Source organism: Seonamhaeicola sp. ABD4_175 (genome assembly GCF_056160885.1).
The window spans coordinates 322,181-347,162 of record NZ_JBSWYC010000002.1 but is presented as its reverse complement, the minus strand read 5'-3'; the positions used below and the strand labels follow the sequence as shown (position 1 = coordinate 347,162).

Genomic DNA, 24,982 nt, shown 5'->3' with positions numbered 1-24,982 from the left:
AACTACTTTTATGGTATAAAATTTTAGAGTCATGAAACCAAAAAAGAATCCAAATTTAGAAATAGGACGCAATAGCACATTGTATTTTGCTATAGGTCTTAATTTGATGCTGCTTCTTTCTTGGCGTATGTTAGAATACAAAACTTACGAGAAAGATGAAGTTTCAATTGATATTGTAGAAGTTGAGAGTGAATTTGAAGAAGAAATACCAATAGTAAATCAAATGGCGCCACCACCACCGCCACCACCACCGGTTGCTCTTCAAGAAAATGTGCAAATTGTTGAAGATACTGAAGAGGTTGAAGAAACCTTTATAGAAAGCTCTGAAACCGATCAAAACGACGCTATTGCAGAGGTAGTTGAAGTAAGTGATATTGTGGTTGAAGAGGTGTATGAAGACGTAGAGGTGGCTTTTGCTATTATTGAAGACGTACCGGTATTTCCAGGTTGTGAAAAACTAAGTAAGGCAAAAACAAAAGCTTGTTTTCAGCAAAAAATGCAAGAACACGTTGTAAAACACTTTACATATCCCCAGGCTGCACTAGATATGGGAATACAAGGTCGTGTATCAGTAATATTTATGATAGATACTAAAGGGCACGTAACAGGTGTACGTTCTAGAGGACCCGATAAAATATTAGAAAAAGAAGCAGAGCGTATTATTGGAATGTTGCCAAAAATGCAACCCGGTAAACAACGCGGTAAACCAGTTAAAGTTTCTTATGCTGTGCCAATATTCTTCAAGTATCAAGAAGGATAGGTCTGTAAAAAGTTCTTTATTTCAATGTGGGGAAAACCAAGAGTTAATTAATTAGCTCTTGGTTTTTTTGTTTTTAGCTACCGCTAAATTATGTGCTATTTAAAGTATTTACAATTCATCATATAAAAATTACAGTTGGGTAATTCACTTTTTTAAAACCTTCATGTGTGTTGCATATTTGTGTCATAATTAAAAAACAAACAGTTATTAATCTAAATTTAAAACACATGAAAAAAATAATCATCATTACCGTATTATTAATTACAGGTTTAGTAAATGCACAAGGAAATTATGAAAAAGGCATGAAAAAAGCTTTTGATTTGTGGAGTAACGGCAAACCTGTTGAAGCAGCTAATTTATTTGAACGTATTGCAAATGCAGAACAAGATAATTGGTTGCCGCCATATTACGCAGCCCAAATTAACATTGTGTATAGTTTTGGTTTAAAAGACAAAGAAAAACTAACCGCTCAATTAAAAAAGGCACAAGATTTATTAAACGATGCCACTGCAATATCTAAAAACAATGCCGAAATTTTAGTAATGCAAGCAATGCTCCACACCGCTTGGGTAGCTTTTGATGGCGCAACATATGGCATGACATTGTCTCCAAAAGTAGTTGAAATTTATACTAAAGCTAAGGCCATTGCGCCAAATAACCCAAGAGTTGTGTATTGCCATGCCGAATGGAATATTGGTGGCGCTAAGTTTTTTGGGCAAGATACCACGCCGTTTTGCAAAGATTTAGAAAAAGCTTTAGATCTTTTTGCTAATTTTAAACCAGAAACACCTTTTCACCCTAATTGGGGGCAAGATCGTGCTGAAATGGCTTTAAAAGCTTGTAAAGAATAATAAGGTAAATACCGTACAAATACAAAAACGTTACAATGAAACATCTTTTAAAAAATATAATTACATCATTTATAATAGGCATTGTTGTGTTTGTTGTTGGAAGTTTTTTATCAAACGGATTTAAATATCAATCTACCGAAGATTTTCTTGTAACCTTTGTGATTTACCAGTTGTACTCATTTGTAATTGGGTTTTCAAACATGTATTTTTTTGATTATTTAGAAAAATTAACCTGGAGACCAACCGATAAAATTAAACGTATAATTATAGGTATTATTGGTGCAACCGTACTTACTCTTGTGTGTCTTTTTGTACTAAACTTAATAATGGCTATAACATTACGTGGTGAAACAGTAAGCCATTTTATAGCAAACCAATCTTACAGGCATTATAGCTTTGGTTTATGGATTACACTTACCATTGTTACCTTTTTTCATGTAATTTATTTTTACAATAGGTATCAGCAAAATAAAATAAAAGAGCAAAAAGTAATAGCAGGTACAGCAAGTGCTAAGTTTGATGCTTTAAAAAATCAATTAGATCCGCATTTTCTATTCAATAGTTTAAATGTGTTAACCAGTTTAATTGATGAAAACCCAGATAAAGCTCAAGATTTTACAACATCACTTTCAAAAGTATACAGGTATGTTTTAGAGCAAAAAAGCAAAGAATTAGTATCTGTAGATGAAGAGTTGCAATTTGCAAAAACGTACATGTCTTTAATAAAAATGCGTTTTGAAGATAGTATAGTTTTCACAATGCCAGCAAAAGCTTCTAACCCAGAAAGTAAAGTAGTTCCATTATCATTACAACTACTTTTAGAAAACGCAGTAAAACACAACATGGTAACCCCAAGTAAACCTTTACACATTACCATTTTTGAAGATAATGGTTACCTAGTGGTAGAAAACAATTTACAACCCAAGCAAATTGTAAAAAAAAGCAGCGGTGTTGGTTTAAGCAACATTATGCAACGTTACAATTTGCTAACTACCCGCAAGGTAGATATTAACAAACAAACAACTAAGTTTTTGGTAGCAATACCAATGCTTACAAAACAAATATCAATTATGAGAACAAAATCATCAAATCAAATAGACGATAGTTATTTACGTGCACGCAATCATGTTGAAGAGCTTAAAGGCTTTTACTACAGTTTAGTGGCATATATTTTTGTAATCCCTTTTTTAATTTTTGTAAATTATAGAACCTCGTGGCATTTCCAATGGTTTTGGTTTCCAATGTTTGGTTGGGCTATAGGTTTGGTTATACAAGCATTTAGGGTTTTTGTACACAACGGTGCTTTTGGCAGAAACTGGGAACAGCGCAAAATACAAGAATACATGAAACAAGAGGAACAAAAAGATCGTTGGAACTAATTAAAAAAAACATGAAACAATTAAAAGATTTTAATACAGACTATAAAAAAGAAGAGGCTTATTTACGCGCGCAAAAACGTGTAAAAGATTTAAAAGGTTTTTACGCTCACGCCTTGTGGTATTTGGTAATTAACATAATACTTATTGTATTAATTGGTGCAAATTCAAACGGAAATATTTGGCACTTTGGCACATTTGCAACAGCATTTTTTTGGGGCATAGGTTTAGCATTTCATGCTTTGGGGGTGTTTGGTAAAAACATATTTTTTAGTAAAAACTGGGAAGAACGCAAAATACAAGAATACATGCGTAAAGAGGAAACTGAAAAATATGAGTAACATGAGCAAACCAACCAATAATAAAAACAAGCAAGCCTACTTTAAAGCCAAAGAAAAAGTAAGACATGTGAAAATATTTTACTTGCATTTGGTGGGCTATTTAATAGCTGTTGGGCTTATGGGCTACAATATTTATTACATTCATATTTATACAAGTAAATACACTAACTTTTTTACGTGGTTTAATAGTATATTTATTGTAGCGTGGACGGTTTTTATTGTGCTACACTGGCGTTGGGCCATAAAAGGAAAAACCTTTTTTAGTAAAGGTTGGGAAGCAAAAAAAGCTAAAGATTATATTGAAAAACAAGCCACAAAGGAAGAAACCACAATGTGGGAATAGTATAAATATCACAATTCAAAATATTTAAAAATTTACTGTAGTTATTATGAATGTTATTATTATTGAAGACGAAAAACCATCGGCACGCCGTTTGCAACGTATGTTAAGTAAATTAGGTGTTGAAGCTGAAACCATGTTACACTCTGTGGAAGAATCTATACAATGGTTTCAGGAAAACACGCATCCAGATTTAATTTTTTTAGACATACAGTTAAGTGATGGTTTATCATTTGAAATTTTTGAAACCATTAAAATAAAATCGGCCATAATTTTTACAACAGCTTATGATGAGTACGCACTACAAGCATTCAAATTAAACAGTATAGATTATTTACTTAAACCAATTGATACCGATGAATTAGAAAATGCAGTAGTAAAATATCAAGAAAATGCGCCTAAAAAACAAGCTGTAACTTTAGATTTTACCGATATTAAAAACTTGTTAGTGAATCCTTTAGATAGAGAATACAAAAAACGATTTTCAGTAAAAGTTGGTCAGCATTTAAAGCTTATAAATGTTGATGACATTGAATGTATTTATTCTGAAAACAAAGGCACTTATTTGTTTACAACTGATGGCAGAAACTATTTGTTAGATAAAACTTTAGATCAACTTGAAGAAGATTTAGAACCACAAACCTTTTACCGCATTAACCGAAAGTTTTATGTAAATATTAACGCCATAAAAGATATGGTAAGCTATACCAACTCACGTTTACAAATAAAATTAAATATCTATAATGAGCAAGAGGTTATTGTGGCTAGAGAGCGTGTAAAAGATTTTAAAGCTTGGTTAGAGTAGTTAGTTTTAAGAAACTATTCTTTAATTCTTTTAAAAATCATCTGATTGTTTTCTGTAAATTCTAAAGGTCTATCGCCTTTAAAGCCTATTGAAAATAACATATTGTCATTATCAATTTTTTTAGCAATACATAATAATCGTTTAGTTACATTATCGTCAAAAATAGTAACAACAAAATCAACTTCAATTGGAGATTTAGAGTAGTCAACCTCATATTCCATTTTACCTCTTTTTCCTTGGAACTCGAATTCTTTTCCGCCTAATTCAAAATTTTTCACCTTCATATACGCATAACCTTCAGCATCAAAAATAAAATATCCAATATCACCTTTATCTTCTCCTTCCCATTTTCCTACAATACTAAAATCAGAATTTTCAGAGGTGTTAAATGCTGTTAGCATTAAAGCGGTAAAAAGTAGTAAAATTATTTTTTTCATGGTTTTAGGTGTTTTAGAATTAAGTTAAGCATGGCTTAAATAAATAAAATCATTCTTCTATACGATTTTCATCAAAAGCCGAAGGTAAAAGTTTAGGTATAAACTTAACAACAAGTGGTAATAAAATAGCGCCACCAGGCAACATAAAAATGGCTAAACTTGGTATGCTTTTAAAAACATCAAGCAGTTGGTCTTGTACTTTTTTTTGTTCTTCTTGTGTTAAATCGCGCACTGTAGATTGTGTAAGCAACACCATAAGTTCTTTACTGTCTTTTAACTCTTGGTACAGGCGTTTACGGTTTCTAGAAATAAGTTTAGTAACCATTTTACTAGAATTATTATAAAAACTTTGCACTAAATTTTTAGAGCTTAAAAGCGCAATGTTGTCTTTGTTTTCTGTGTAAAACTTATTAATGGTTGTAATAGCTTCTTTGGTGCGTTCTTTAGGTATGTTTAAGTCTGCACCAAGTTTTACTAAAAAGCGTTGTTCGTTTTTATCAATTTTTTTATCAGTCCAAGTAGCCATACACGCCAAGTCTAAAATGTAATTTTTTTCTTGGTTTGTAGTAATGTATTTTATGGCAGTATCATATTGCAGGGGGTCACTGTTGTGGTAGCGTAAAGACGATTCAAAAAGTTTTATTAAACTTTCATCATACTGGTTTTTATGTGATTTTAAATTTAAAACTGATAGTGTAATGGCTTCAATTGAGGCTTCAATTTGTTTTAAATAATCAATAGTAATGGTATTATTTTTTAAATATTGTTGGTAAGCTAAAACATCAATATACAATAGGGCATTTATAATAAAATATTTAAAGTTTTTTGTAAGCACATTGGCATCAATTTGTGTGCGTTTGTGTATAAGTTTTTCTAGTTGTTCGTTGTTTTTTTTACCACCTAACAACCCCTGAAAAAATGAAGTTTTTAACTCATCAATAGCCGTATAAAAATCAATAGTACTATCAATAAACGGTATGTTTGTTTCAGCTTTGCTATGGGTATAAAATAGAGCAAGTAACAGGTTGGTTTTAGAGCGCTCTTCTTCCGTTAGGTCTTCATTTGTAATAACACCAGCAACCACATTTAGGTTGCTGCCGTAAATAAAACCACAGTTTCTTAAACCATCATAAAATTGGGTGGTATTCAAACTTAAAAAAGCAGGCGTTTGTTCTACTTCTTTTAATAATTTTTTTATCCAACCTTGTGCAGATGGGTTCATGGGGTGTTTTTTTGCTTATGTAAATGTAGTATTTAAAGCGTATAAACTAAAAATTTTTTCGTTAACAAAATTTTAACAAAACCACTAAAACTGTTTTTTCGTAGGTATGGGCATAAATGAATTTTTAATTAACTAAATGTCAAAAATTATGAAAAAAGTTAGAAATGTTATAGGAATAGCTATTGTAGCAATAGCAGGTTTCTTTATGGTGGCAGCAGATCATATTGATGCGCCCGATGTACAGGGTGGTACAAGTGATATCACCGATTTTTACGCCTTCCAAGGTGCCAATACAGATAATATGGTATTTGTAGCTAATGTACAAGGTTTGTTAAGCCCATCAGCAACAGGAGCAGCAGCTTTTGATGAAAACGTATTAATTGAATTTAATATTGATAACACGGGTGATAATGTTGAAGATCTAGTAATTCAAGCTATTCCAAGAGATGGTAAAATGTATTTCTTTGGGCCTGTAGCTCCGTCATCAACAGGTTTAAACAGTACTGTGCAAATTAATGCAACTTCAGGTGGTGTTGTAGATATTACGCCGTATGATGCCACAGAAATTATTGCTACCAATGGCGGTATGACATTTTTTGCTGGCCCAAGAGATGATCCTTTCTTTATGGATTTTGCTCAATATTCTGAAATTATTGCAGGTAATGCCACAAGTTTTAACAATCCTGGAGCCGATACTTTTGCGGGTACCAACGTAATGTCTGTTATAGTTGAAGTACCAAAATCTATGATTGGTGGTAGTGGTACCATTAATACTTGGGTTGAAGCTAAAAGAAAATAACTAACACTTTTTAAAATTTAAAATTATGAAAAATATAAAAATATTAGCAGCACTTGCTGTAGCATTTGTAGCCTTTAATTGTTCAGATGATGATAATAATGATATTATGAAACCAGATCCTATAGATTTTTCGGGAACCTACGCCCAAAAAGATCAAATGGGAAGACCTGCTGTTAACACCGTTTTTGTGTCTTCAGATAGTAAAGATATGTTTAATGTAACAGTGCCATCGGCTCAAAATGCAGCATTTCAAAACATGTTTCAAACTAATTTAACGGCTTTAAGTCCGGCTTTTGCGAATGATGGTGACACCAATGCTCTTGGGCAAGATGCAGCAACGTTTACAGGCCTTTTAGCTACCGATGTTTTAAATGTATCATTAGACGGAACTACTACGTTTTACGACGGAACAAACGTTTTAACAGGAAGAGCCTTGGCCGATGATGTTATTACTGTTGAACTACTACTTATTTTTGGTGGCGAAGATTTTTCTGAAAACCCAGGATTATCAAATGATAATGTTGATGCAAACGACAAACCTTTTTTAGCCTCATTCCCTTACTTGGCATCGCCATGGTAACATAAAATCCCAAGGCTTTTAAAGTCTTGGGTTTTTAACTATGCCCCAAACCTACTATAGTTAAACCCAAAAATAAAAGAATATGCAAACCAAAACCATAATAGCACTTTTTGCACTTGTTATAACCCTAAGTAGTTGTAATAAAACATCGCAAAAAGTAACCAAAAAATCAGAATACTCAGCATTTTTAAATATTACAGATAATGAGATGTTGCGTTTAGCAAAAGAAGATGTAACATTTTGGAAAAAAAAGCTTGAAAAAGAACCAAATCAATTTCCTTATTTAGCAAAACTAGCAGCATCTCAAACTGTTTTATTTAATGAAACAGCTAATATTGAATATTTAAAAAATGCCGAAAAATATTTAATAGAAGCCAACAAAAGCACGCATTATAAAAAAGCGGGCTATTTAAGAAGTTTAGCAAGAAATTACATATCGCAGCACCGTTTTAAAGAAGCGCTTGAATTAGTTGAAAAAGCCGAAACCATTGGCGAAAATCTAAGAGGCACGCAATGCATGTTATTTGATGTACATTTAGAATTGGGTAATTATAAATTAGCAGAAAACTATTTAAAAAAGATTGAAGATTTTAAAGATTTCGATTTTTTAATAAGAATTGCCAAATGGTCAGACCACAAAGGAAATTTAGATGCTACCATCAATTACATGGAACGCGCTAAAGACATTGCAGAGTCTTCAAACTTAAAAGGCATGAAACAATGGGTTTACACCAATTTAGCCGATTATTACGGGCATGCCGGAAACATAAAAACATCATATAATCACTATTTAAAAGCCTTAGCGTTAAACCCCAATGATGCGTATGCCAAAAAAGGCATTGCTTGGATAGTGTATTCTTATGAAAAAAAGCCAGATGAAGCCTTAAAAATTTTAGAAACCATAACTACAACTTACAAAGCGCCAGATTATTACTTGTTAAAAACTGAAATAGCAGCCTACAAAGGAGATAGTGCGCTTGAGCAAACACAGTTAGAATTATACAAAAAAAGTGTTAAAAACCCGCAGTATGGCCACATGTATAATACACACAATGTACTTTTGCATGCCGAAGAATCAGCGCGTTTTGATGAGGTTTTAAGTTCAGCTTTTTCTGAAATAGAAAATAGAGCTACACCACAAACTTACAGCTTGCTTGCGTGGGTTTACTTCAATAATAACCAAAAAGAAAATGCATTAACAATAATGCAAAACCATGTAGTAGGCAAAACGTTTGAGCCAGAAGCATTATACCATTTAGCCCAAATTTACAAAGCAAATGGTATGCTTAATGAAGCCAAAAAACTAAAACAAGAGTTGCTAGAAAGTAGCTTTGAACTAGGCCCTATTACAACCAAAAAAATACAAAATATTTAATTATGACTAAAAAGCTAACCACATTACTCTTTAGCTTGCTAATGTTGTTTATTTTCTCAAATAGTAATGCTCAACAACTTAAAGGACACGTAGCAAATACTAAAAAGCAACCTTTAGAAGCCGCATATATTTACAATTTAAACTCAAAAAGTCATGCACACTCATTGGAAACTGGCGCGTTTATTTTAAATGATACAAAGGCGGGCGATTCTATTAAAATTGGACTCTTAGGTTACAATACTAAAATAATAGCTGTAGAGAATTTGCAAGAGCATATGGCTATTCAATTATCTGAAAAAATATATAGTTTAGATGAATTGGTTATTTCTGAACAATTAAATGCGTTAAGCACTATTACTGATTTAGATTTGAATACAAACCCCGTAAAATCATCACAAGAAATATTACGCAAAGTACCAGGTTTAATTATTGGTCAGCATGCTGGTGGCGGTAAAGCCGAACAAATATTTTTACGCGGTTTTGATATTGATCATGGTACTGATATTGCATTGTCTGTTGATGGTATGCCCGTAAATATGGTATCTCACGCGCACGGACAAGGCTACAGTGATTTACACTTTATTATACCTGAAACTGTAAATAAAATAGATTTTGGTAAAGGGCCGTATTATGCCAATAAAGGCGATTTTAACACTGCGGGTTATGTTGATTTTTCAACTAAAGATTACTTAAATAACAGCGAAATTTCATTTGGTTTAGGGCAATTTAATACATCTCGCGTGTTAGGTATGTTTAATTTGCTAGATAAGGTGAATAATCAACATGCGTATTTAGCCATTGAAAATTTACAAAGCGATGGCCCTTTTGAGTCTCCACAAAATTTCAACAGACTTAATATGTTTGGGAAATATGTGTTTTTAACACCTTCAAACGATAAAATAACGCTAACAGCATCACATTTTACAAGTACTTGGGATGCTTCGGGGCAAATTCCTGTAAGAGCTGTTAATAGCGGATTAATTTCAAGATTTGGCGCTATTGATGATACTGAAGGTGGCACAACAGATAGAACCAATTTCAATGTAAGCTTCACAAAACAAATTAGTGATAATACTACGTTTAAAACCAACGCTTTTTACAGTAATTATAATTTTGAATTGTTTTCAAATTTCACCTTCTTTTTAGATGATGAAGACAACGGAGACCAAATTAAACAAAAGGAAAACAGAAATATTTTTGGCTTAAACACTGCTTTTACAACCGAAACATTTTTAAATGAAACCGAAGTAAATTTAAACTACGGGTTGTCTTTTAGACATGATATTTCAAACAACAATGAATTATCAAAAACTATAAATAAAACAACGCTAAACGAAGCTGTTCAGTTAGGAGATATCAATCAAACCAATACATCGGCGTTTTTTAATGCCGCTTTCACAAAAGGTAAATTTACGTTTGCACCAGGTATTAGGTTAGATAATTACAAGTTTATTTACAAAGACAAACTTAATAATACAGGCAGAACACAGGCTGAAAGCAAAACTATTTTTAGTCCTAAATTAAACTTGTTTTACACGGCTAATAACAATTTAAAATGGTTTTTAAAATCGGGTATTGGTTTTCATTCCAACGATACGCGTGTGGTTGTTACCAATGCCGAAGAAAATATACTACCAAAAGCGTATGGTGTAGATTTTGGTAATATTTGGAAACCCACAAAAAACCTTTTCATTAATACAGCACTTTGGTACTTGTATTTACAACAAGAGTTTGTGTATGTTGGTGATGCTGGTGTTGTTGAACCTAGCGGAAAAACAGAGCGCTATGGCGTAGATTTTGGTGTGCGCTATCAGTTTTCAGATTATTTATATTTTAATACCGATGCTACATATACCAAAGCCAGAAGTATTGAAGAAGATGAAGGTAATGATTACATTCCGTTGGCACCAGATTTTACGGTAACTGGTGGTTTGTCTCTGCAAGATTATAAAGGCTTTTCAGGAAGTATTAACTACAGATATTTGGATGATAGACCTGCTAATGAAGATAACAGCATTGTAGCCGATGGATATTTTGTAACCGATATTAATGCTAACTACACAATTAAAAATATAACCTTTGGTGTTGTAATAGAAAACCTTTTTGATACTGAGTGGAATGAAACACAATTTGCTACAGAATCTAGATTGCAAAATGAAACCACTCCGGTTGAAGAAATACATTTTACACCAGGTACGCCATTTTTCATAAAAGGAGTTATAAGCTATAAGTTTTAAAAATTCTCTTAAGAACTATTAGCGAGGGATTGCTAATTTTTTGGTTGGTTTGCAAGGAAAGTTACTTAATTAGAAATAATTAGGTGCTTTCCTTTCTTTTTTGTTAGTAAGTCAATAAAATAGAGCAAGTTGCTATTATTTATAAAACAATAAAAAAATAATTAAAGTATTAAAAAAAACAGGAGTTTCCTTATGAATTGTTTTCAACTACACCCAAAGTGTAAAGTTGTTCTAGAGTAGGTGTTATACTTCCGCCGGCGGGCTCTAAAGTAATACCAAATGCCTGAGATTGGTTGGCGTTTTCTATAGTGAATATTTTATTTTCGTCTGTGTTAAAATCATCTAATGTGCCTAAACTAGTTGGGCTTAACGGATTTAAAGTTAAAGACCAAACTTGATATACTTTACCATCTGGAGGTGTTGGTAAACCTTGCACATCTAAATAAATATTATTGGCTTTTTTATCCCAATAAACTTTTGCGTAAGCATCGGGGTAAACGGTTTGTCCTGCAAGTGGTACCGCAATAATATCTCGGTCTCTTAAAACCGAAATAAGATGTTTGGCATCTTTTAAGCTGTTATTAGCTTTTTCAATTTCAAATTCTAATAATTGCTCATTTACAGTTGCAACATTAATATCAGTTTGTAATTGGTTGTTTCTATTAACCGTCCATAATAAACCAGCTCCTAAAATTACAGCAGCTGCCCAACCAGAATATGTTAGCCAATTATATTTAGGTTTTATTGAAACTACTTTGGTGTTTTTAAAACCTAATTTTTCTTTTAAATGTTGAACCGTTTTTTTAGGATTGTGTGTTGAGGTTGCTGCTGTAAGTTTAACTACAGCGCTTTCAATTTCTAAAACCTCTTGCAAAATTTCAGGATGTTTTTGCATAAGCGCGTACACCTCTTTGTTTTCTTTTTCAGAAAGGGCGCCGGCTACGTATAGCTCTAAAATTCCAGATTCTATGTATGCTTTTATATCCATTTTTTAATTAAGCACTAATTCTCGTAATGCTTTAATGCAATTTCGGTTTCTTGTTTTTATAGTGCCAATTGGCATGTTTAATGTTTCTGAAGCTTCGCTTTGTGTATAACCTTTAAAATATAGTAGGTTAATTAGTTTTTTACAGTTATCGGCTAGTTTGTTAACAAACGTTTTTATACCAATAGCATCGGTTTTATTATCTAAATTATCAGAGGCTTCTATAATGTTTACGAAAAAATCGGCATTAAGGTTTTGTTTATTTTTCTTAAAATTTTTTGAGCGTGTTTTATCAATGGCTGCGTTTCTGGCAATATTTAAAATCCACGTAAAAAATCTACCTTTACTACTGTTGTATGTGTGCGCTTTATCCCAAGCTTTAATAAACACATCTTGTGTAATTTCGTCAGCTAAATCATTGTTTTTTAAAATATTAAAAACAACACCGTGAATGCTTTGGCTATACATGGTGTATAAAGCCTCAAAAGCTTGTTCATCTTTATTCTGAAAATTTTTTACAAGAGTGTCTAGTTGCATGCAATACTGCGTGTTTCTTTTTTAAGAAATTTTTGGTGAATTTAGGTTATAATTTAGTTGAAACCAAAAGCAAAGGCATTAAATAGCATTTTCTAATACATTTACTAAGTTTTCAATCATGGTTGTGCCTTTTTGTAATTGCTCTTTTGATATAAACTCATTGGCTCTGTGTGCTTGTTTTATGGAGCCTGGGCCACAAATAATACTTTCAAAACCAGCATTTGCAAAGTGGCCAGCTTCTGATGCATATGAAACCGTACTCCATTTGTAATTGCCTGTTATTTTGCCAATTAAATTAACAACGCTAGATGTTTGGTGCGTGTTTAAAGCGGGTACAATAGGATGGTTTTCAACAACACTAATTTTAAAACCAGGAAACAATGCTTGCTGTAGTTTTTCTCTGCCAGCACAAAAGTTTAATAAATCTAAGTGTAATTGGTTAGCATTGTCTTTTGGTAAACATCGAATATCTAATGATAGTGTAGCTTTGTTTGCTATTATATTGGCCGCAATGCCACCATTAATAGTACCAACATGTAATGATGAATGTGGCGGATTAAAACGCTCATCTTTACTAATTTGTATGAGGCTGTTCATTTTTTCTTCGGCCCAAAGTACAATTTTAGCAGCTTCGTGTACAGCACTTACTTCTTGTTTAATACGGCTACTATGGCCTTGAGAACCGTTAATAGTAATATCTAAAATATGAATACTTTTTTGCCCAATAATAGGTTGTAGCATTGATGGTTCTCCAATAATGGCAAATTGGGGTGTTTCGGTATAGCTTTTTTTTAAATGATTTATTAGTGATTTGGCAGCTAAACATCCAATTTCTTCATCATAAGTAAATGCAAAATAAATGGGTTTTTGTAGTGGTGCTTTTACCATTTTAGGCAACACAGATAGGCAACAGGCTAAAAACCCTTTCATATCGCAACTACCGCGGGCGTATAAATTACCGTCACCTTTATCAATTAGTTCAAAGGGGTTAGTTTCCCAAGGTTGGCCACTTACAGGCACAACATCGGTGTGGCCAGAAAGTATAACGCCGCCATCAACAGCTGGCCCAATACGGCAATGTAGTGAAGCCTTGGTGTAATCTTCATTAGGAACTAAAAAAGTGGTTACACCAAAGCTTTCAATATAATTTTTAATCCAATTAATAATGTCTAAATTAGAATCGCCTCCTAAAACAGAAAATGATACTAATTTTTCAAGAATTTGTTGGGTTGTCATTAAAATTGAGATTTATTAGTTTTCTCTAAGGTAAGTATTCACCTCAATAGCAACATCTTCCCAAGTTTTACTAACGCCGTCTGGCCCTTTATGTAAATCAAAACATACTTTATTTAAAGCGGCTAAAGCGTCAAGCGCATTCCAGTCTTTTAAATTCATAACACCGCTTAAAGTAACGCGTCTTTCATCAGTAATTTTAACATCTAAAGGTAAATTGTTGGTAACGCCATTCATTGTTAAAGATGCCACATATTTATTGTCTGCAACTTTAATGGTGCCTTTAATAAATTCAGTGTCTAACATAGTGCCAAAAAATGATTCTTTAATTTTAGCATCGCGGGTGTTAGTAGCATCATTAGTAAATACGCTACTAATAGGAATTGAAAATGTTAGGTTATTTAAGGCTTCTTGTGGTGATGCGCCTGATTTCTCATCAAAATTTAATACTGTAAATTCGCCACCAACACCTAATTTCTCGGTTGTTTTATAAGCGGTCCATTTAACTGATGTTGCTTCAGGTTTTACAACAAACTGCGTTGTTTTTTCTGTAGCTTCTGTTTCAGTAGTTTTTGTGTCTTTTTTTTCGTTTTTACAAGCAACAATACTTAATGTAAAAACTAATAATAAAAAACTAATCTTTTTCATGTGGATTGTAAGTTTTTAAAGGTTTTTTATTGTGAAATTTTATAGTGTGAAGGTAATCATTATTAGGCTAACATCAAATTAAAGACATGATATATGTCATATTTTAATAACGCCATTGCCTGTAGTTTTGTAGCATAACAGTTAGGTATGTTAAAAGCGTTAATAAATAAATATAATATTGCGGGGCCGCGTTATACAAGTTACCCAACGGTGCCCTATTGGAATGCCAATACGTTTTCTTTAGAAAATTGGCAGGCATCAATGGCCAAATCTTTAAATGAAAGTAATTTAAAAGAAGGCATAAGCTTATACATTCATTTGCCTTTTTGCGAAAGTTTATGCACATTTTGCGGATGTAACAAGCGTATTACAAAACAACACAGCGTAGAAAACCCGTACATAAACGCCGTACTAAAAGAATGGCGTTTGTATTTACAGTTGTTTAATGAAAAACCAGTAATTAAAGAGTTGCATTTAGGTGGTGGTACACCAACATTTTTTAGTGCCGAAAATTTAGAATTACTCATAAAAGGTATTTTAAATGATGCGGTTTTAGCCAATAATTATGAGTTTAGTTTTGAAGGACACCCAAATAACACCACCAAAGAACACTTACAAACCTTATTTAATTTAGGTTTTAGGCGTGTTAGTTTTGGTGTGCAAGATTATAATGAAACAGTACAAAAAGCTATACATAGAATACAGCCTTTTGAAAACGTAAAACACGTAACTGAAGCAGCAAGAAACATTGGTTACACATCTGTAGGGCATGATATTATTTTTGGTTTACCATTTCAAACATTACAACATGTAAAAGAAACTATTTTAAAAACCAAGGAATTATTACCAGACAGATTAGCTTTTTACAGCTACGCCCATGTGCCGTGGATAAAAGGAAATGGTCAACGAGGTTTTAGTGATGAAGATTTGCCATCGGCAGCTTTAAAACGAAGCCAATATGAGTTAGGAAAAGAGCTGTTAGCACAGGTAGGCTATCATGAAATAGGAATGGATCACTTTGCGCTAACTTCTGATAGTTTATATAAATCAATGCAAAACGGAGATTTACACCGTAATTTTATGGGTTATACAGCCTCTAAAACACAGGCAATGATTGGTTTAGGTGTGTCGTCAATAAGTGATAGTTGGTATGGTTTTTCGCAAAATGTAAAAGGTATTGAAACGTATTATCAATTTTTAGAAAAAGATGTCATTCCTGTTTATCGTGGACATATTTTGAACGAGGAAGATTTGATAATAAGAAAGCATATTCTTAACTTAATGTGCAGGTTTAAAACCTCTTGGAGTAAAAATAACTTGTATTTTAACGAGCTTTCAGAAACGTTAATACGATTGAAGGAAATGGAAACCGACGGATTAATCAATATAAATTCAAAAAGTATTGAGGTGACTAAAAAAGGACAGCCATTTGTTAGAAATGTGTGTATGGCGTTTGATTTGCTATTGCAACGTAAACAACCCAACACGCAATTGTTTTCAATGACTGTTTAGTTTAAACTAAAAAAAGAAAGAACATGGAAAAAATAATTGTACCCGTAGATTTTTCAGAGTATTCTGAATATGCATTAAAAGCTGCTGCAAAATTAGCAGAAAAAAATAATGCCGAAGTTTTAGCATTACACATGCTAGAAATGCCAGAAATAATGCTTACTAGTAGTGGTGAAGAACCTCAAAGAGTAATTTACTTTTTAAAATTAGCCGAACAAAAGTTTCAAAGCTTTTTAAATAAAAACTATCTGCAAAATATTAAAGTTACGCCCATAGTAAAACATTTTAAAGTGTTTAGCGAAGTTAATGAAGTTGCTAAAGAGCAAGGCGCAGATTTAATTGTAATGGGATCGCACGGTGTAAGTGGTGCTAAAGAATTTTTTGTAGGTTCAAATACAGAGCGCGTTGTACGTAATGCCGATGTGCCAGTTTTGGTAATAAAAAACGATATAGCCGATGTTAATTTTGATGTAGTTGTTTTGGCTTGCAATTTTTCTGAAGAATGTTTGGCTTCTTACATAAAGGCCTCAAAAATATGTAATGAAATGAATTCTAAACTGTATTTGGTACACGTAAACTTACCAAATGATGGTTTTAAAAGTTCTGTTGAAATTGAAAAACAAGTAGTAAACTTTTTTACTAAAGCTGAAAAGAATTTAGATAAAATGGAAGATGTTTATTACGTTAACGATTATACCGTTGAAGATGGTATTATTAATAGTGCCAATAAATTGGGAGCAGATTTAATAATTATGCCAACACATGGCAGAAAAGGATTAGCTCACTTTTTTCAAGGTAGCATAAGTGAAGATGTTGCAAACCACTCAACACTACCAGTTATGACCTTTAAATTATAGAATAGTGTGATTTTTTAGATAATTAGTTTTTGTTAAAAAGCGCCGAAACTGTGTGTGATTTCGGCGCTTTTTTCATGTTTAATTATTAGGTAAAACTAAAATGTTAAATAAACTAGCTTTAGTTTTTAAAAATAAGTTTTCAATATCAATAGCTTTTAATTTTGATTCTATTAGCTTAGCTTCTCTGTAATTTACTAGAAATAAAGAACTTTCGCCTAAAAAGAATTTACGTTCTTCTGCAGATAATAAGGTTTCATAATCTTTAACAATAGTAGTGGTATAATTAGTTTGTTGCGTGTAGGAGTCTAATTGATTGCTTAATGCATTTACCTTATTTTTTAATGCTACTTCAGTGTTTAAAATTTCTAACTTGGTATCTTGTAATTTTAGTTTAGCAAGTTTTAGGTTGCTGCGTTCTTTTCTTAAAAACAATGGGAAACTTATGTTTAATCCGCTTTTGTAAGCTGATGTGCTAAAAGATCGTACAACATCGGGGGTTTCAGATAAAAAATTGTATTGCAAATCTATTTGTGGTAGTAACTCATTGAGCTTTAGTCGTTTTTCAATATTTAAACTTTGGTATTTTAAATCTAGAGCTTGTAATTTGGGGTGGTTATTTATTTCAAAATTTTCAATATTAAAATTTAAAGTGTTTAGTGTTAAATCTACAGTTGTTTTAGTATCAACATCAGGTATAACACCAGCTTCAAGCTCAATTGGTGTATTGTTGTCTAGCCATAAATAGTTTGAAATTTCTAAAGAAGATTTAATAAAGTTTATACGAGCCTTTTCTAAATTAAGCTTTCTACTGGTTAATGTTATATGTGCTTCAAGTGTGTCAATGGCAGGTTTATCACCAGCTTCAAAACTAGTTTTGGTGTTTTTAAAGCGTATTTCGGCGTTAGCCAAAAAGGTTTCGTACACTGTTTTTTCATTGTAATGTTTTAACCAATTAAAATACGTTTCTGTGGCTTTGTACAAAATATTGTTTATGGCCAATTGCCTTTTGGCTTGGGCTTGTTTTACGTATAATTTAGACTGTTTTAAGGTAGCCATACGCTCATTGGTTAATAAGCCTCTGGCCACGGGTACAGATACGCCAACACTGTATAAGCCATCTAGCGGCACATTATTTTCTGGGTTTAAATATTCGCCAGTATTTTCTTCAAGATTACCTTTTAATTCAATGCCAAACCATGTTGGTATTTTAAATGTAGTGTTTAATTTGTCGTAATATTCAGTGTTTTTAAACTTCTTTCGGTTGTAATCAACCTCAAGTTTGGGGTCAAAAGCACCACGGGCTTTCATAAGTTTTGCTTCGCTTTCGCTTAAAGCTATATTGGCTTGTTTTACAATGGGGTGAAATGATTTTACGTAGCCTAAATACTCTGAAAGCGATATAACCGATGTGCTATCTTGTGCATTTAAATAGCTTGAGGTTATGGTTAATAAAATGCTTAAAAGTAAGTATCTCATGGTGTTACTTTTTTTGTTTTTTGCTGGTAGTTTGTGGCTGGTAATAGTTTGGTGGGAAACTGTTTAGTTGTCTCCATAATTCAAACCAAATAGGCACATCGTCAAGCAAAGCAATGGTTTGTGCACCAGAGCCAACTCTTAAGGCTTCTGGCCATTGATGATCGGTTTCATCTGGCGCCAATAAAACACGGTATTTACCATTGGCGCTAATATAGGTTTCAATAGCTACAATTTTAGCACCGTAAGTACCGTATGATACGTTGGGCCAACCGTTAAAAACAATGGCAGGCCAACCATCAAACTGAATGCGTACTTTTTCACCAATGTGAACCAGAGGTAAATCTATTGGTTTTACATAGGTTTCTACCGCCAAATCATAATCTGAAGGCATTATGTTAACCAATGCTTCACCTTCTTTAAAGGTAACACCAATACCGCCCGTTAGCGCCTTGTTTATGTACCCATTTTGTGGTGCCGTAACATATAGTAAACTGTTACGTTTTTTGTAGTTTGAAAATGCGTTTTCAAGTTTGTTAACCTGCGCTTCGGTATCAAATTTGCTAGACTCTGCCGTGTACATATCACTTTGTGCTTTAGATATTTTATCAATGTAGTAACTTTTAAGTCTAGAGAGTTCTAAATTGGCGTTAATTACTTCGTTTTTAGCAGCTAAAAATTTGTTTTGTTGTGAAATGTACTTGGCTTGATTTTCTTGTAACTTAAGTTGCTTTTCTTCAACATCTTTCACGGCTTTTAAACCTTCATTTTGAAGCGTTTGAGTACGGTTAAATTGGGTTTGTGCTATGTTTAAATTAGTTTGTGCAGCTTGTAAATCTATACTATCACTTTTTACTTTTAATTGCGATTGTAATAATTTGTTTTTTGCTTGCTGAAGTTTTAAAACTTGCTCATTTTGTAAAGCGTTTATTTGATTTTTTAAAGCTTGTACTTTGCTTGAATATGCTGTTACAGATGACGCTTTTGCTTTTAATTGATTGTTGGTTCTTTCAACAAGTTTGTCATCAAAATAATCTGTTTTTATTTCAGATATTCTTAAAATAGTATCACCTTTTTTAACGTATGCGCCCTCTTGTATAAACCATTGTTCTATTCTACCAGGAATAGGTGATTGTATGGTTTGCGGACGCTGATTGGGTTTTAGTGTTGTTACAATGCCTTGGCCAGTTATATTTTGTGTCCAGGGTAAAAACAGCACTATTAATAAAATAATGGCTGCAGTTAATAAAAACTTATTAAAGTATTTAAAGTAGCTTTTGTTTATAATGTAGTTAGCAGATTTGTACTCTGTAATATCTACTTTTTTTAGTGTATTGTTAGATATATTTAGCATGCTATTAGTTTTTTATTTTACCTTGTTCTAGAGTTATTATTTGCGTGCATTTGTTTATCCATGCGCTGCTACTACTTACAACAACTAAACCCCAAGGCCTGTCTTTATGCGTTAAATATTCTATTATGGTTTGAGTTTCTTGTTTGTTAAATCTATCAAGGGCATCTTCAAGAATTAAAACTTTTGGTGTTTTTAAAATGGCTCTTGCCAATACTATTTTTTTTGAAATAGTGTATGAAAGTCGTTTTCCGTCTGGGTAAAGTACGGTGTTTAGTCCTTCGGGTTGTTCTCTTAAAAATGATTTTAAGCCAACTGTTTCTAAAACATTGTAAATATTTTCGGTGGTAATGCTTTCATTGCCAAAGGTTAAGTTTTCTTTTATGGTGCCTTCAAAAGGAGATTCATCAGACAGTGATAAACCTAACTGAGATCTGTAATGGTTTAATTTTAAGCTGTTTATAGACATGTTGTTTACGTAAACATTGCCCGCTGTTGCTGTAATTACACCCGAAATTAACCTAAGTAAAGTAGATTTGCCCGAGCCACTTTCGCCTTTAATTAATATTCTACTTTTAGGTTCAATATTTAAAGAAATATTTTGAAGTATAGGTTTGTTTCTGTCTGAAACACTATATGTTATGTTTTCTAACTCAATGTTTATATTTTTTGTGTATTCTGGTGTGTCTCCTTCTTGACTTTCAAGTTCTTTGTCTACAATTTGGCCTATTTTTTCTAATGAAGTTAAGGTGTCATAAAAAGGTTCTAAACCTAAAATTAGTTTTTCAACCGATGCAATAATTAAAATAATAATAATTTCGGCGGCAACAAATTGGCCAATGTTCATTTCTTGGTTTAATACCAAAGCACCACCAATGAGTAGCAAACTAGCTGTAACTATAACTTTAAAACTTATAAGTTGAATGAACTGAAGCATTAGTATTTTAAAATGACTTTCGCGTGCTTTTAAATAATTGCCTACTAAAACATCATTTTTACTTAAACCCAAATTGGTACTTCCTGATAGTTTGAAACTATGAATAGAGCGTGCTATTTCTTGAATCCAATGGGCTACTTTGTATTTGCTTTTAGATTCTTTTAAACTGGTGTCTAAACCTTTTTTAGCTGTGAATTTTATAACAACTAAAACAAGAACCAATAACAGTAAACCAAAAATGATAAAAAACGGATGGTAAAAAGAAAGTAGTATGAGTGCAAAAATAATTTGTAAAACTGCAGTTGGAACATCAATTAAAATTTTTGATAAGCTTTTTTGAATGGTAATGGTATCAAAAAATCTATTGGCTAGTTCTGGTGGGTAGTAATTACGTAATTCTGCCATTTTAATTTTTGGAAATCTGTAAGCCAATTCAAAAGACGATTTTGTAAAAATACGCTGCTGTATGGTTTCAATAATGCGTAGTTGCATAAGTTGTAACGCTCCTGAAAATGCTACACCAATAGTAACTAAAATAACTAAAATAACCCATGATGTAGATATTTGTGCACCTTGAATTAAGTTAATAATAGCTTGTATACCAAGCGGTAGCGAAAGCGCTACTAAACCCGAAAAAATGGCGTAATAAAAAATTTGAAAAATATCTTTTTTCTCCAGTTCTAATAAGCCAATAAGCCTAAGCCAAGGCGTTTTTTGTTTTTTCATACAATTTGATTGTTAATAGTGTTGAAAACTAAATTTTTTATGAACGCCGCTGGCGAAACATTTTCATCACAATCAGTAATAGATTTAAAGTGGTCTTTTAAATAGTGTTGGTGTAAGCTGCTTTCAATAATGGTACTTGCAAGACTAGATGCATATTGGTAATTGGGGTTAAGCGCATTAATCATATCTCTTAACCTATATACAATACGTTTGTAAATAATAAAATAACCCTCTTTATTTTCTTGGTCAACTTCTTTTGTTAAATAAGATTTTGAGTTTTCACTAATTATAATCTTATTTAAAATAACTTCATTTATATGCATAAAGTTAGCATCTTGTTGGGTGGGCCTTGAAACAATTTCAATGGCTTTGGTTAGCTTTTCTTTGGTGTTTAAATTATGAGTTTCAAGCACTAATTGGTATTCTACCCAACACCAATACCATGATGATAGGTATAAAAGAAGTTTGTGTTTGCTTTCAAAATACCTGTAAATAGAACTTTCATTAGATTCTATTAAAGCGCCTAGTTTTTTAAAGTTAAAGGCTTCAAAGCCTATTTCATTAATTAGTAAAATACTATGTTCAACTATGCGTTTCCCTAAGTTTGAAGATTCAGGGTCTTTTATATAAATTTTTTCAGGAACTGTTATTTTTAAATTTGAAAGCAGTTTATCCATTATTAATATATTTGCTAACAAAAATAATAGTAATACTTTTATTTTTGAAATATAAACTATCAATTGTGTTTATGGGCTAAATAATAAAATTTTATAGTATACTTTTTATTACTGTGTGAAGCATAGTGTAAATAAAACTAAAATAAGCGTAATGCCAATAGAAAATACATTACGCTTATATTATTTTTTAGCTTTTATGTTTAGGTTCCCAAATTAGTCTTAAAAAAGAACTGAATCTCTGGTCTTCTCTATTAACAGGTACACCAGCAATAATACCAACTAGCAAGTTTTCTGCAATACCAACTCGCATTTGTGGGCGCATTGTCATATCAAAATCATTTTTGTCAAAAGATTTGTTAAATTCAATGCCAACCAAATTTCTGGTGCCAGGTATCATGTAATGAAAACTAGTATTAATATCATAAGTTGTGTGAAATTTATGTGTGCTAAAATTTTGTTCAATCATGGGGCCTGTGTAAACTAATGAATGAAAGTTGCTTCCCCAACGTTTAGCAATAACAAAAAATGGGTTGTAAACATTACCTTTAATAAAAGGGTCTCCAAAGTTTTTAAAATCAGATAGTTCAAATTCATTTATATAGCCAATTGCCATAGAGGTGGCTATTTTTTTATTCACAAAAAAAGACCATTGGGCAGCTATTTTTATACTGTTCAATTGGTTTGAAGGTGTTGGGCCGCTACCATTAACTGGTGTATAAAATGTAAAAGGCAGTTCAACTTCTAAACCTAATCTATCTGCGGGTGCCCATTCATATTCAACTAGGGTTTCATAAGCATCAAAGCTTAAGTTGTCTGTAATGCCAAATCCTAAGTTCCATTCTCTTTCTCCTTTTCTAGCGCCTAAATCTCTAATTAGGTCTATATATAAAGGTTCGGCATGTAAAACTTTGTCAGGTTTTTTCGTGTCTTCTATTTCTGAAATATATAAACTGTCTTTTACAGTATTTGTGTTTTGTGAAAGTATATATTGTGATGATGATAGCAATACAAAGCCAATCATCAATGTTTTTTTTATATTCATTGTTAATAAAGTTAATTGTTAAAAAAGGAAACCAAGCATTTATTCTTGGAGTAATTTGTGTTAACAATAAACTTTAGGAGGCGGACTATCAATTTCTATGAAACCGTTTAAAACCGCAGCACTGTGGTTTATAAACTGTTCTTTTTTAGATAAGGTAATTAATGTAGGGGTGTTTTTTGTTGGCAAATAATTAATTAATAAATTAATTTTCACCTGTTTTTTATTGTTGTAATCTTCAGAATCGCAATCATCGTATTCATCAATGGCATCTTCAAAACCCAAAACTTTTTCAATAATAATTTCAATAATACTTTCTTGGTCGTTAAAAGTAAGATCTTCAGCAATATATTGCGGATTAGGGTCTGCAGTATCAACACAAATGTTTAATAAATACAAGCCCATAAAACCCCAAATAAACTTTGTTAAAGTGCTATTTTTTAATTTTGAAAGCATGTTTCAAAAATAAAACACTTTTTAAAGCTATTTATAACTTTAAGATTAATTTAAGAAAAGAAATTAATGACACTCTATACTGCTATTAACTATATTTTGCACAGGGGCAGGAGATATGTAAGGAATACCAAGACCTAAGCCTCTCAAAATAAATAATAGGCCTATTATCACAACAAAAGCAGGAATAGCTTTTTGTATTTTTTGTCTGGCATTTCCTTTTAAAAAGTGGCTTGCGTAAATAGCAGTAGTCATTAAAGGTACAGTACCAAGACCAAAAAGTAGCATGTACAAACCACCATTAAAAGCATTTCCAGCAGATACTGCTCCAAAAACCGCCATGTAAACTAAACCACACGGTAAAAAACCGTTTAAAAAACCAATGGTTAAAAACGTATCGGCCGATTTTTTTTTAAGCGAAGCACCCAAAGCAACTTTTATTTTACTAATTACTTTATAAATAGGTTTTGTAAGGCCAAAATTATTAAGTTTTTGTTGTGGTATTAAAACAATAACAATCATAACAATACCAATAATTATAGAGATTTGTTGCTGAAAACCAAATAAGTAAAAGCTTTTACCAACAAGGCCAAACACTAAACCAATAATGCTATAAGCAAGCAACCGGCCAAAGTGATATACTGTAATTTGAAGTGTTTTTTTAAAAGTATTAGTTCTATCAACAGGCAGCATAAAGGCAATGGGCCCGCACATACCAATGCAGTGAAAACTACCCAAAATACCCAATGCAAATGCAGCTGATAACATGTTAATAAGTAATAGATTTTTTAAATAAATAAGAAATTCCGTTATATTGCCAATCAATTTTAATGTTCCAACGGCCATCTACCAAACGTGAGTCAGGTATGAGCAAATGTGTATTAGATAATGAAATGGTACTTTCATAATCTAGTTGTTTGTTAGATGGCCTGTATAGGAACACTTTTCCAGTAATATTTTTAAAATCTAAATCATCAGGAAACACAACAACCAAACCTTCGGTAGTGTGTTTAACTATAATATTGGTGCTTAATTTTTCGGCATTTTTTAGCTTATTAATATCCGTTTGGTAAGCTAATTCTTCGGCATAATAATTCTCAACCACCAAATCATGATCATAATTAGTATTTACGCTCATTGTAATAATAAAGTACATTATAAAAGCAATAAAGCCTACAAAAGCAATAACAATACCGGTTCCCCAATTTAGTTTCATAATAATTATATTTTTATATTCTTAATTTACAATTAAGATATTTAATTTTTTGGGCATTACCCTTTAGGGGCGGGCTTTCGGCAGTCGCTTCTTTACAAGAGAGCTCCAACAAATGCCTCAATCCCTAATGCGCTAATTAGTTAAAGTTGTTTTAAAACTTCAAACTATATTATTAGTTTTTGGTGGTCTGTTCTTACATTTAACATTCAATCAAAAAC

General features: G+C 32.2%; 26 protein-coding genes. 12 read left to right on the top strand and 14 right to left on the bottom strand.

The window, feature by feature from the left end:
• Positions 1–31: 31 nt before the first annotated feature.
• From ACXAG4_RS07830 to ACXAG4_RS07805, 6 genes are all read left to right on the top strand, one after another.
• Positions 32–760, top strand: a complete 729-nt coding sequence (locus ACXAG4_RS07830; RefSeq protein ID WP_475295529.1) for an energy transducer TonB — start codon at positions 32–34, stop codon at positions 758–760.
• Between the two features lie 227 nt (positions 761–987).
• Positions 988–1,611, top strand: a complete 624-nt coding sequence (locus ACXAG4_RS07825; protein ID WP_475295528.1) for a hypothetical protein — start codon at positions 988–990, stop codon at positions 1,609–1,611.
• A gap of 35 nt (positions 1,612–1,646) precedes the next feature.
• On the top strand, positions 1,647–2,990 hold the full coding sequence (locus ACXAG4_RS07820) for a histidine kinase (RefSeq protein WP_475295527.1): 1,344 nt from the start codon (positions 1,647–1,649) through the stop codon (positions 2,988–2,990).
• Positions 2,991–3,001: 11 nt separating this feature from the next.
• Positions 3,002–3,328, top strand: coding sequence for a 2TM domain-containing protein (locus ACXAG4_RS07815; protein WP_475295526.1), 327 nt, complete (start codon positions 3,002–3,004; stop codon positions 3,326–3,328).
• A gap of 1 nt (position 3,329) precedes the next feature.
• The gene (locus ACXAG4_RS07810) at positions 3,330–3,671 is read left to right on the top strand and encodes a 2TM domain-containing protein (RefSeq protein WP_475295525.1); all 342 of its coding nucleotides are present in this window, start codon (positions 3,330–3,332) and stop codon (positions 3,669–3,671) included.
• Positions 3,672–3,717: 46 nt separating this feature from the next.
• Positions 3,718–4,473, top strand: a complete 756-nt coding sequence (locus ACXAG4_RS07805) for a LytR/AlgR family response regulator transcription factor (RefSeq protein WP_475295524.1) — start codon at positions 3,718–3,720, stop codon at positions 4,471–4,473.
• A gap of 14 nt (positions 4,474–4,487) precedes the next feature.
• On the opposite strand, the gene ACXAG4_RS07800 is transcribed toward ACXAG4_RS07805, so the two are convergent.
• Positions 4,488–4,910, bottom strand: coding sequence for a hypothetical protein (locus ACXAG4_RS07800; protein ID WP_475295523.1), 423 nt, complete (start codon positions 4,908–4,910; stop codon positions 4,488–4,490).
• Positions 4,911–4,959: 49 nt separating this feature from the next.
• Positions 4,960–6,132, bottom strand: a complete 1,173-nt coding sequence (locus ACXAG4_RS07795) for an LETM1-related biofilm-associated protein (protein WP_475295522.1) — start codon at positions 6,130–6,132, stop codon at positions 4,960–4,962.
• 148 nt (positions 6,133–6,280) lie between these two features.
• Between ACXAG4_RS07795 and ACXAG4_RS07790 the strand changes: the two genes are divergently transcribed.
• The 4 genes from ACXAG4_RS07790 (at position 6,281) to ACXAG4_RS07775 (ending at position 11,123) form a co-directional block, all read left to right on the top strand.
• The gene (locus tag ACXAG4_RS07790) at positions 6,281–6,931 is read left to right on the top strand and encodes a DUF4331 family protein (RefSeq protein WP_475295521.1); all 651 of its coding nucleotides are present in this window, start codon (positions 6,281–6,283) and stop codon (positions 6,929–6,931) included.
• A gap of 25 nt (positions 6,932–6,956) precedes the next feature.
• Complete coding sequence (locus ACXAG4_RS07785) at positions 6,957–7,511, top strand: DUF4331 family protein (protein WP_475295520.1); 555 nt, start codon at positions 6,957–6,959, stop codon at positions 7,509–7,511.
• An 82-nt stretch (positions 7,512–7,593) separates the two neighbouring features.
• Positions 7,594–8,886 carry a tetratricopeptide repeat protein gene (locus tag ACXAG4_RS07780; RefSeq protein ID WP_475295519.1) on the top strand — a complete coding sequence of 431 codons (1,293 nt, stop codon included), beginning with the start codon at positions 7,594–7,596 and terminating at the stop codon, positions 8,884–8,886.
• 2 nt (positions 8,887–8,888) lie between these two features.
• A complete protein-coding gene (locus tag ACXAG4_RS07775; RefSeq protein WP_475295518.1) occupies positions 8,889–11,123 on the top strand; it encodes a TonB-dependent receptor in 2,235 nt (744 codons plus the stop codon).
• A 190-nt stretch (positions 11,124–11,313) separates the two neighbouring features.
• On the opposite strand, the gene ACXAG4_RS07770 is transcribed toward ACXAG4_RS07775, so the two are convergent.
• From ACXAG4_RS07770 to ACXAG4_RS07755, 4 genes are all read right to left on the bottom strand, one after another.
• Positions 11,314–12,111, bottom strand: a complete 798-nt coding sequence (locus ACXAG4_RS07770; RefSeq protein ID WP_475295517.1) for an anti-sigma factor — start codon at positions 12,109–12,111, stop codon at positions 11,314–11,316.
• A gap of 3 nt (positions 12,112–12,114) precedes the next feature.
• Positions 12,115–12,645 (bottom strand): RNA polymerase sigma factor, encoded by a 531-nt coding sequence (locus tag ACXAG4_RS07765; RefSeq protein WP_475295516.1) that lies wholly within the window; start codon positions 12,643–12,645, stop codon positions 12,115–12,117.
• Positions 12,646–12,723: 78 nt separating this feature from the next.
• Positions 12,724–13,881, bottom strand: a complete 1,158-nt coding sequence (gene argE / locus ACXAG4_RS07760) for an acetylornithine deacetylase (RefSeq protein ID WP_475295515.1) — start codon at positions 13,879–13,881, stop codon at positions 12,724–12,726.
• 15 nt (positions 13,882–13,896) lie between these two features.
• Positions 13,897–14,526, bottom strand: coding sequence for a YceI family protein (locus ACXAG4_RS07755; protein ID WP_475295514.1), 630 nt, complete (start codon positions 14,524–14,526; stop codon positions 13,897–13,899).
• Between the two features lie 147 nt (positions 14,527–14,673).
• On the opposite strand from ACXAG4_RS07755, the gene hemN reads away from it, so the two are divergent.
• Together hemN and ACXAG4_RS07745 are read left to right on the top strand one after the other, a co-directional pair.
• Positions 14,674–16,038 (top strand): oxygen-independent coproporphyrinogen III oxidase, encoded by a 1,365-nt coding sequence (hemN, locus tag ACXAG4_RS07750; protein WP_475295513.1) that lies wholly within the window; start codon positions 14,674–14,676, stop codon positions 16,036–16,038.
• Between the two features lie 23 nt (positions 16,039–16,061).
• Positions 16,062–16,892, top strand: coding sequence for a universal stress protein (locus tag ACXAG4_RS07745; protein ID WP_475295512.1), 831 nt, complete (start codon positions 16,062–16,064; stop codon positions 16,890–16,892).
• Between the two features lie 78 nt (positions 16,893–16,970).
• On the opposite strand, the gene ACXAG4_RS07740 is transcribed toward ACXAG4_RS07745, so the two are convergent.
• The 8 genes from ACXAG4_RS07740 to ACXAG4_RS07705 all read right to left on the bottom strand — a co-directional run bounded on the left by ACXAG4_RS07740 (position 16,971) and on the right by ACXAG4_RS07705 (position 24,764).
• Complete coding sequence (locus tag ACXAG4_RS07740; protein WP_475295511.1) at positions 16,971–18,368, bottom strand: TolC family protein; 1,398 nt, start codon at positions 18,366–18,368, stop codon at positions 16,971–16,973.
• 4 nt (positions 18,369–18,372) lie between these two features.
• The gene (locus ACXAG4_RS07735; protein WP_475295510.1) at positions 18,373–19,719 is read right to left on the bottom strand and encodes an HlyD family secretion protein; all 1,347 of its coding nucleotides are present in this window, start codon (positions 19,717–19,719) and stop codon (positions 18,373–18,375) included.
• Between the two features lie 4 nt (positions 19,720–19,723).
• On the bottom strand, positions 19,724–21,379 hold the full coding sequence (locus tag ACXAG4_RS07730; protein WP_475295509.1) for a peptidase domain-containing ABC transporter: 1,656 nt from the start codon (positions 21,377–21,379) through the stop codon (positions 19,724–19,726).
• On the bottom strand, positions 21,376–22,056 hold the full coding sequence (locus tag ACXAG4_RS07725; RefSeq protein WP_475295508.1) for a TetR/AcrR family transcriptional regulator: 681 nt from the start codon (positions 22,054–22,056) through the stop codon (positions 21,376–21,378). Before ACXAG4_RS07725 ends, ACXAG4_RS07730 begins: the two co-directional genes overlap by 4 nt.
• A gap of 187 nt (positions 22,057–22,243) precedes the next feature.
• Positions 22,244–23,098, bottom strand: a complete 855-nt coding sequence (locus ACXAG4_RS07720; RefSeq protein ID WP_475295507.1) for an HAEPLYID family protein — start codon at positions 23,096–23,098, stop codon at positions 22,244–22,246.
• A 60-nt stretch (positions 23,099–23,158) separates the two neighbouring features.
• The gene (locus tag ACXAG4_RS07715) at positions 23,159–23,551 is read right to left on the bottom strand and encodes a hypothetical protein (RefSeq protein ID WP_475295506.1); all 393 of its coding nucleotides are present in this window, start codon (positions 23,549–23,551) and stop codon (positions 23,159–23,161) included.
• A gap of 63 nt (positions 23,552–23,614) precedes the next feature.
• Positions 23,615–24,316 (bottom strand): sulfite exporter TauE/SafE family protein, encoded by a 702-nt coding sequence (locus tag ACXAG4_RS07710; RefSeq protein ID WP_475295505.1) that lies wholly within the window; start codon positions 24,314–24,316, stop codon positions 23,615–23,617.
• Position 24,317: 1 nt separating this feature from the next.
• Positions 24,318–24,764 carry a FixH family protein gene (locus ACXAG4_RS07705; RefSeq protein ID WP_475295504.1) on the bottom strand — a complete coding sequence of 149 codons (447 nt, stop codon included), beginning with the start codon at positions 24,762–24,764 and terminating at the stop codon, positions 24,318–24,320.
• Positions 24,765–24,982 lie beyond the last annotated feature (218 nt).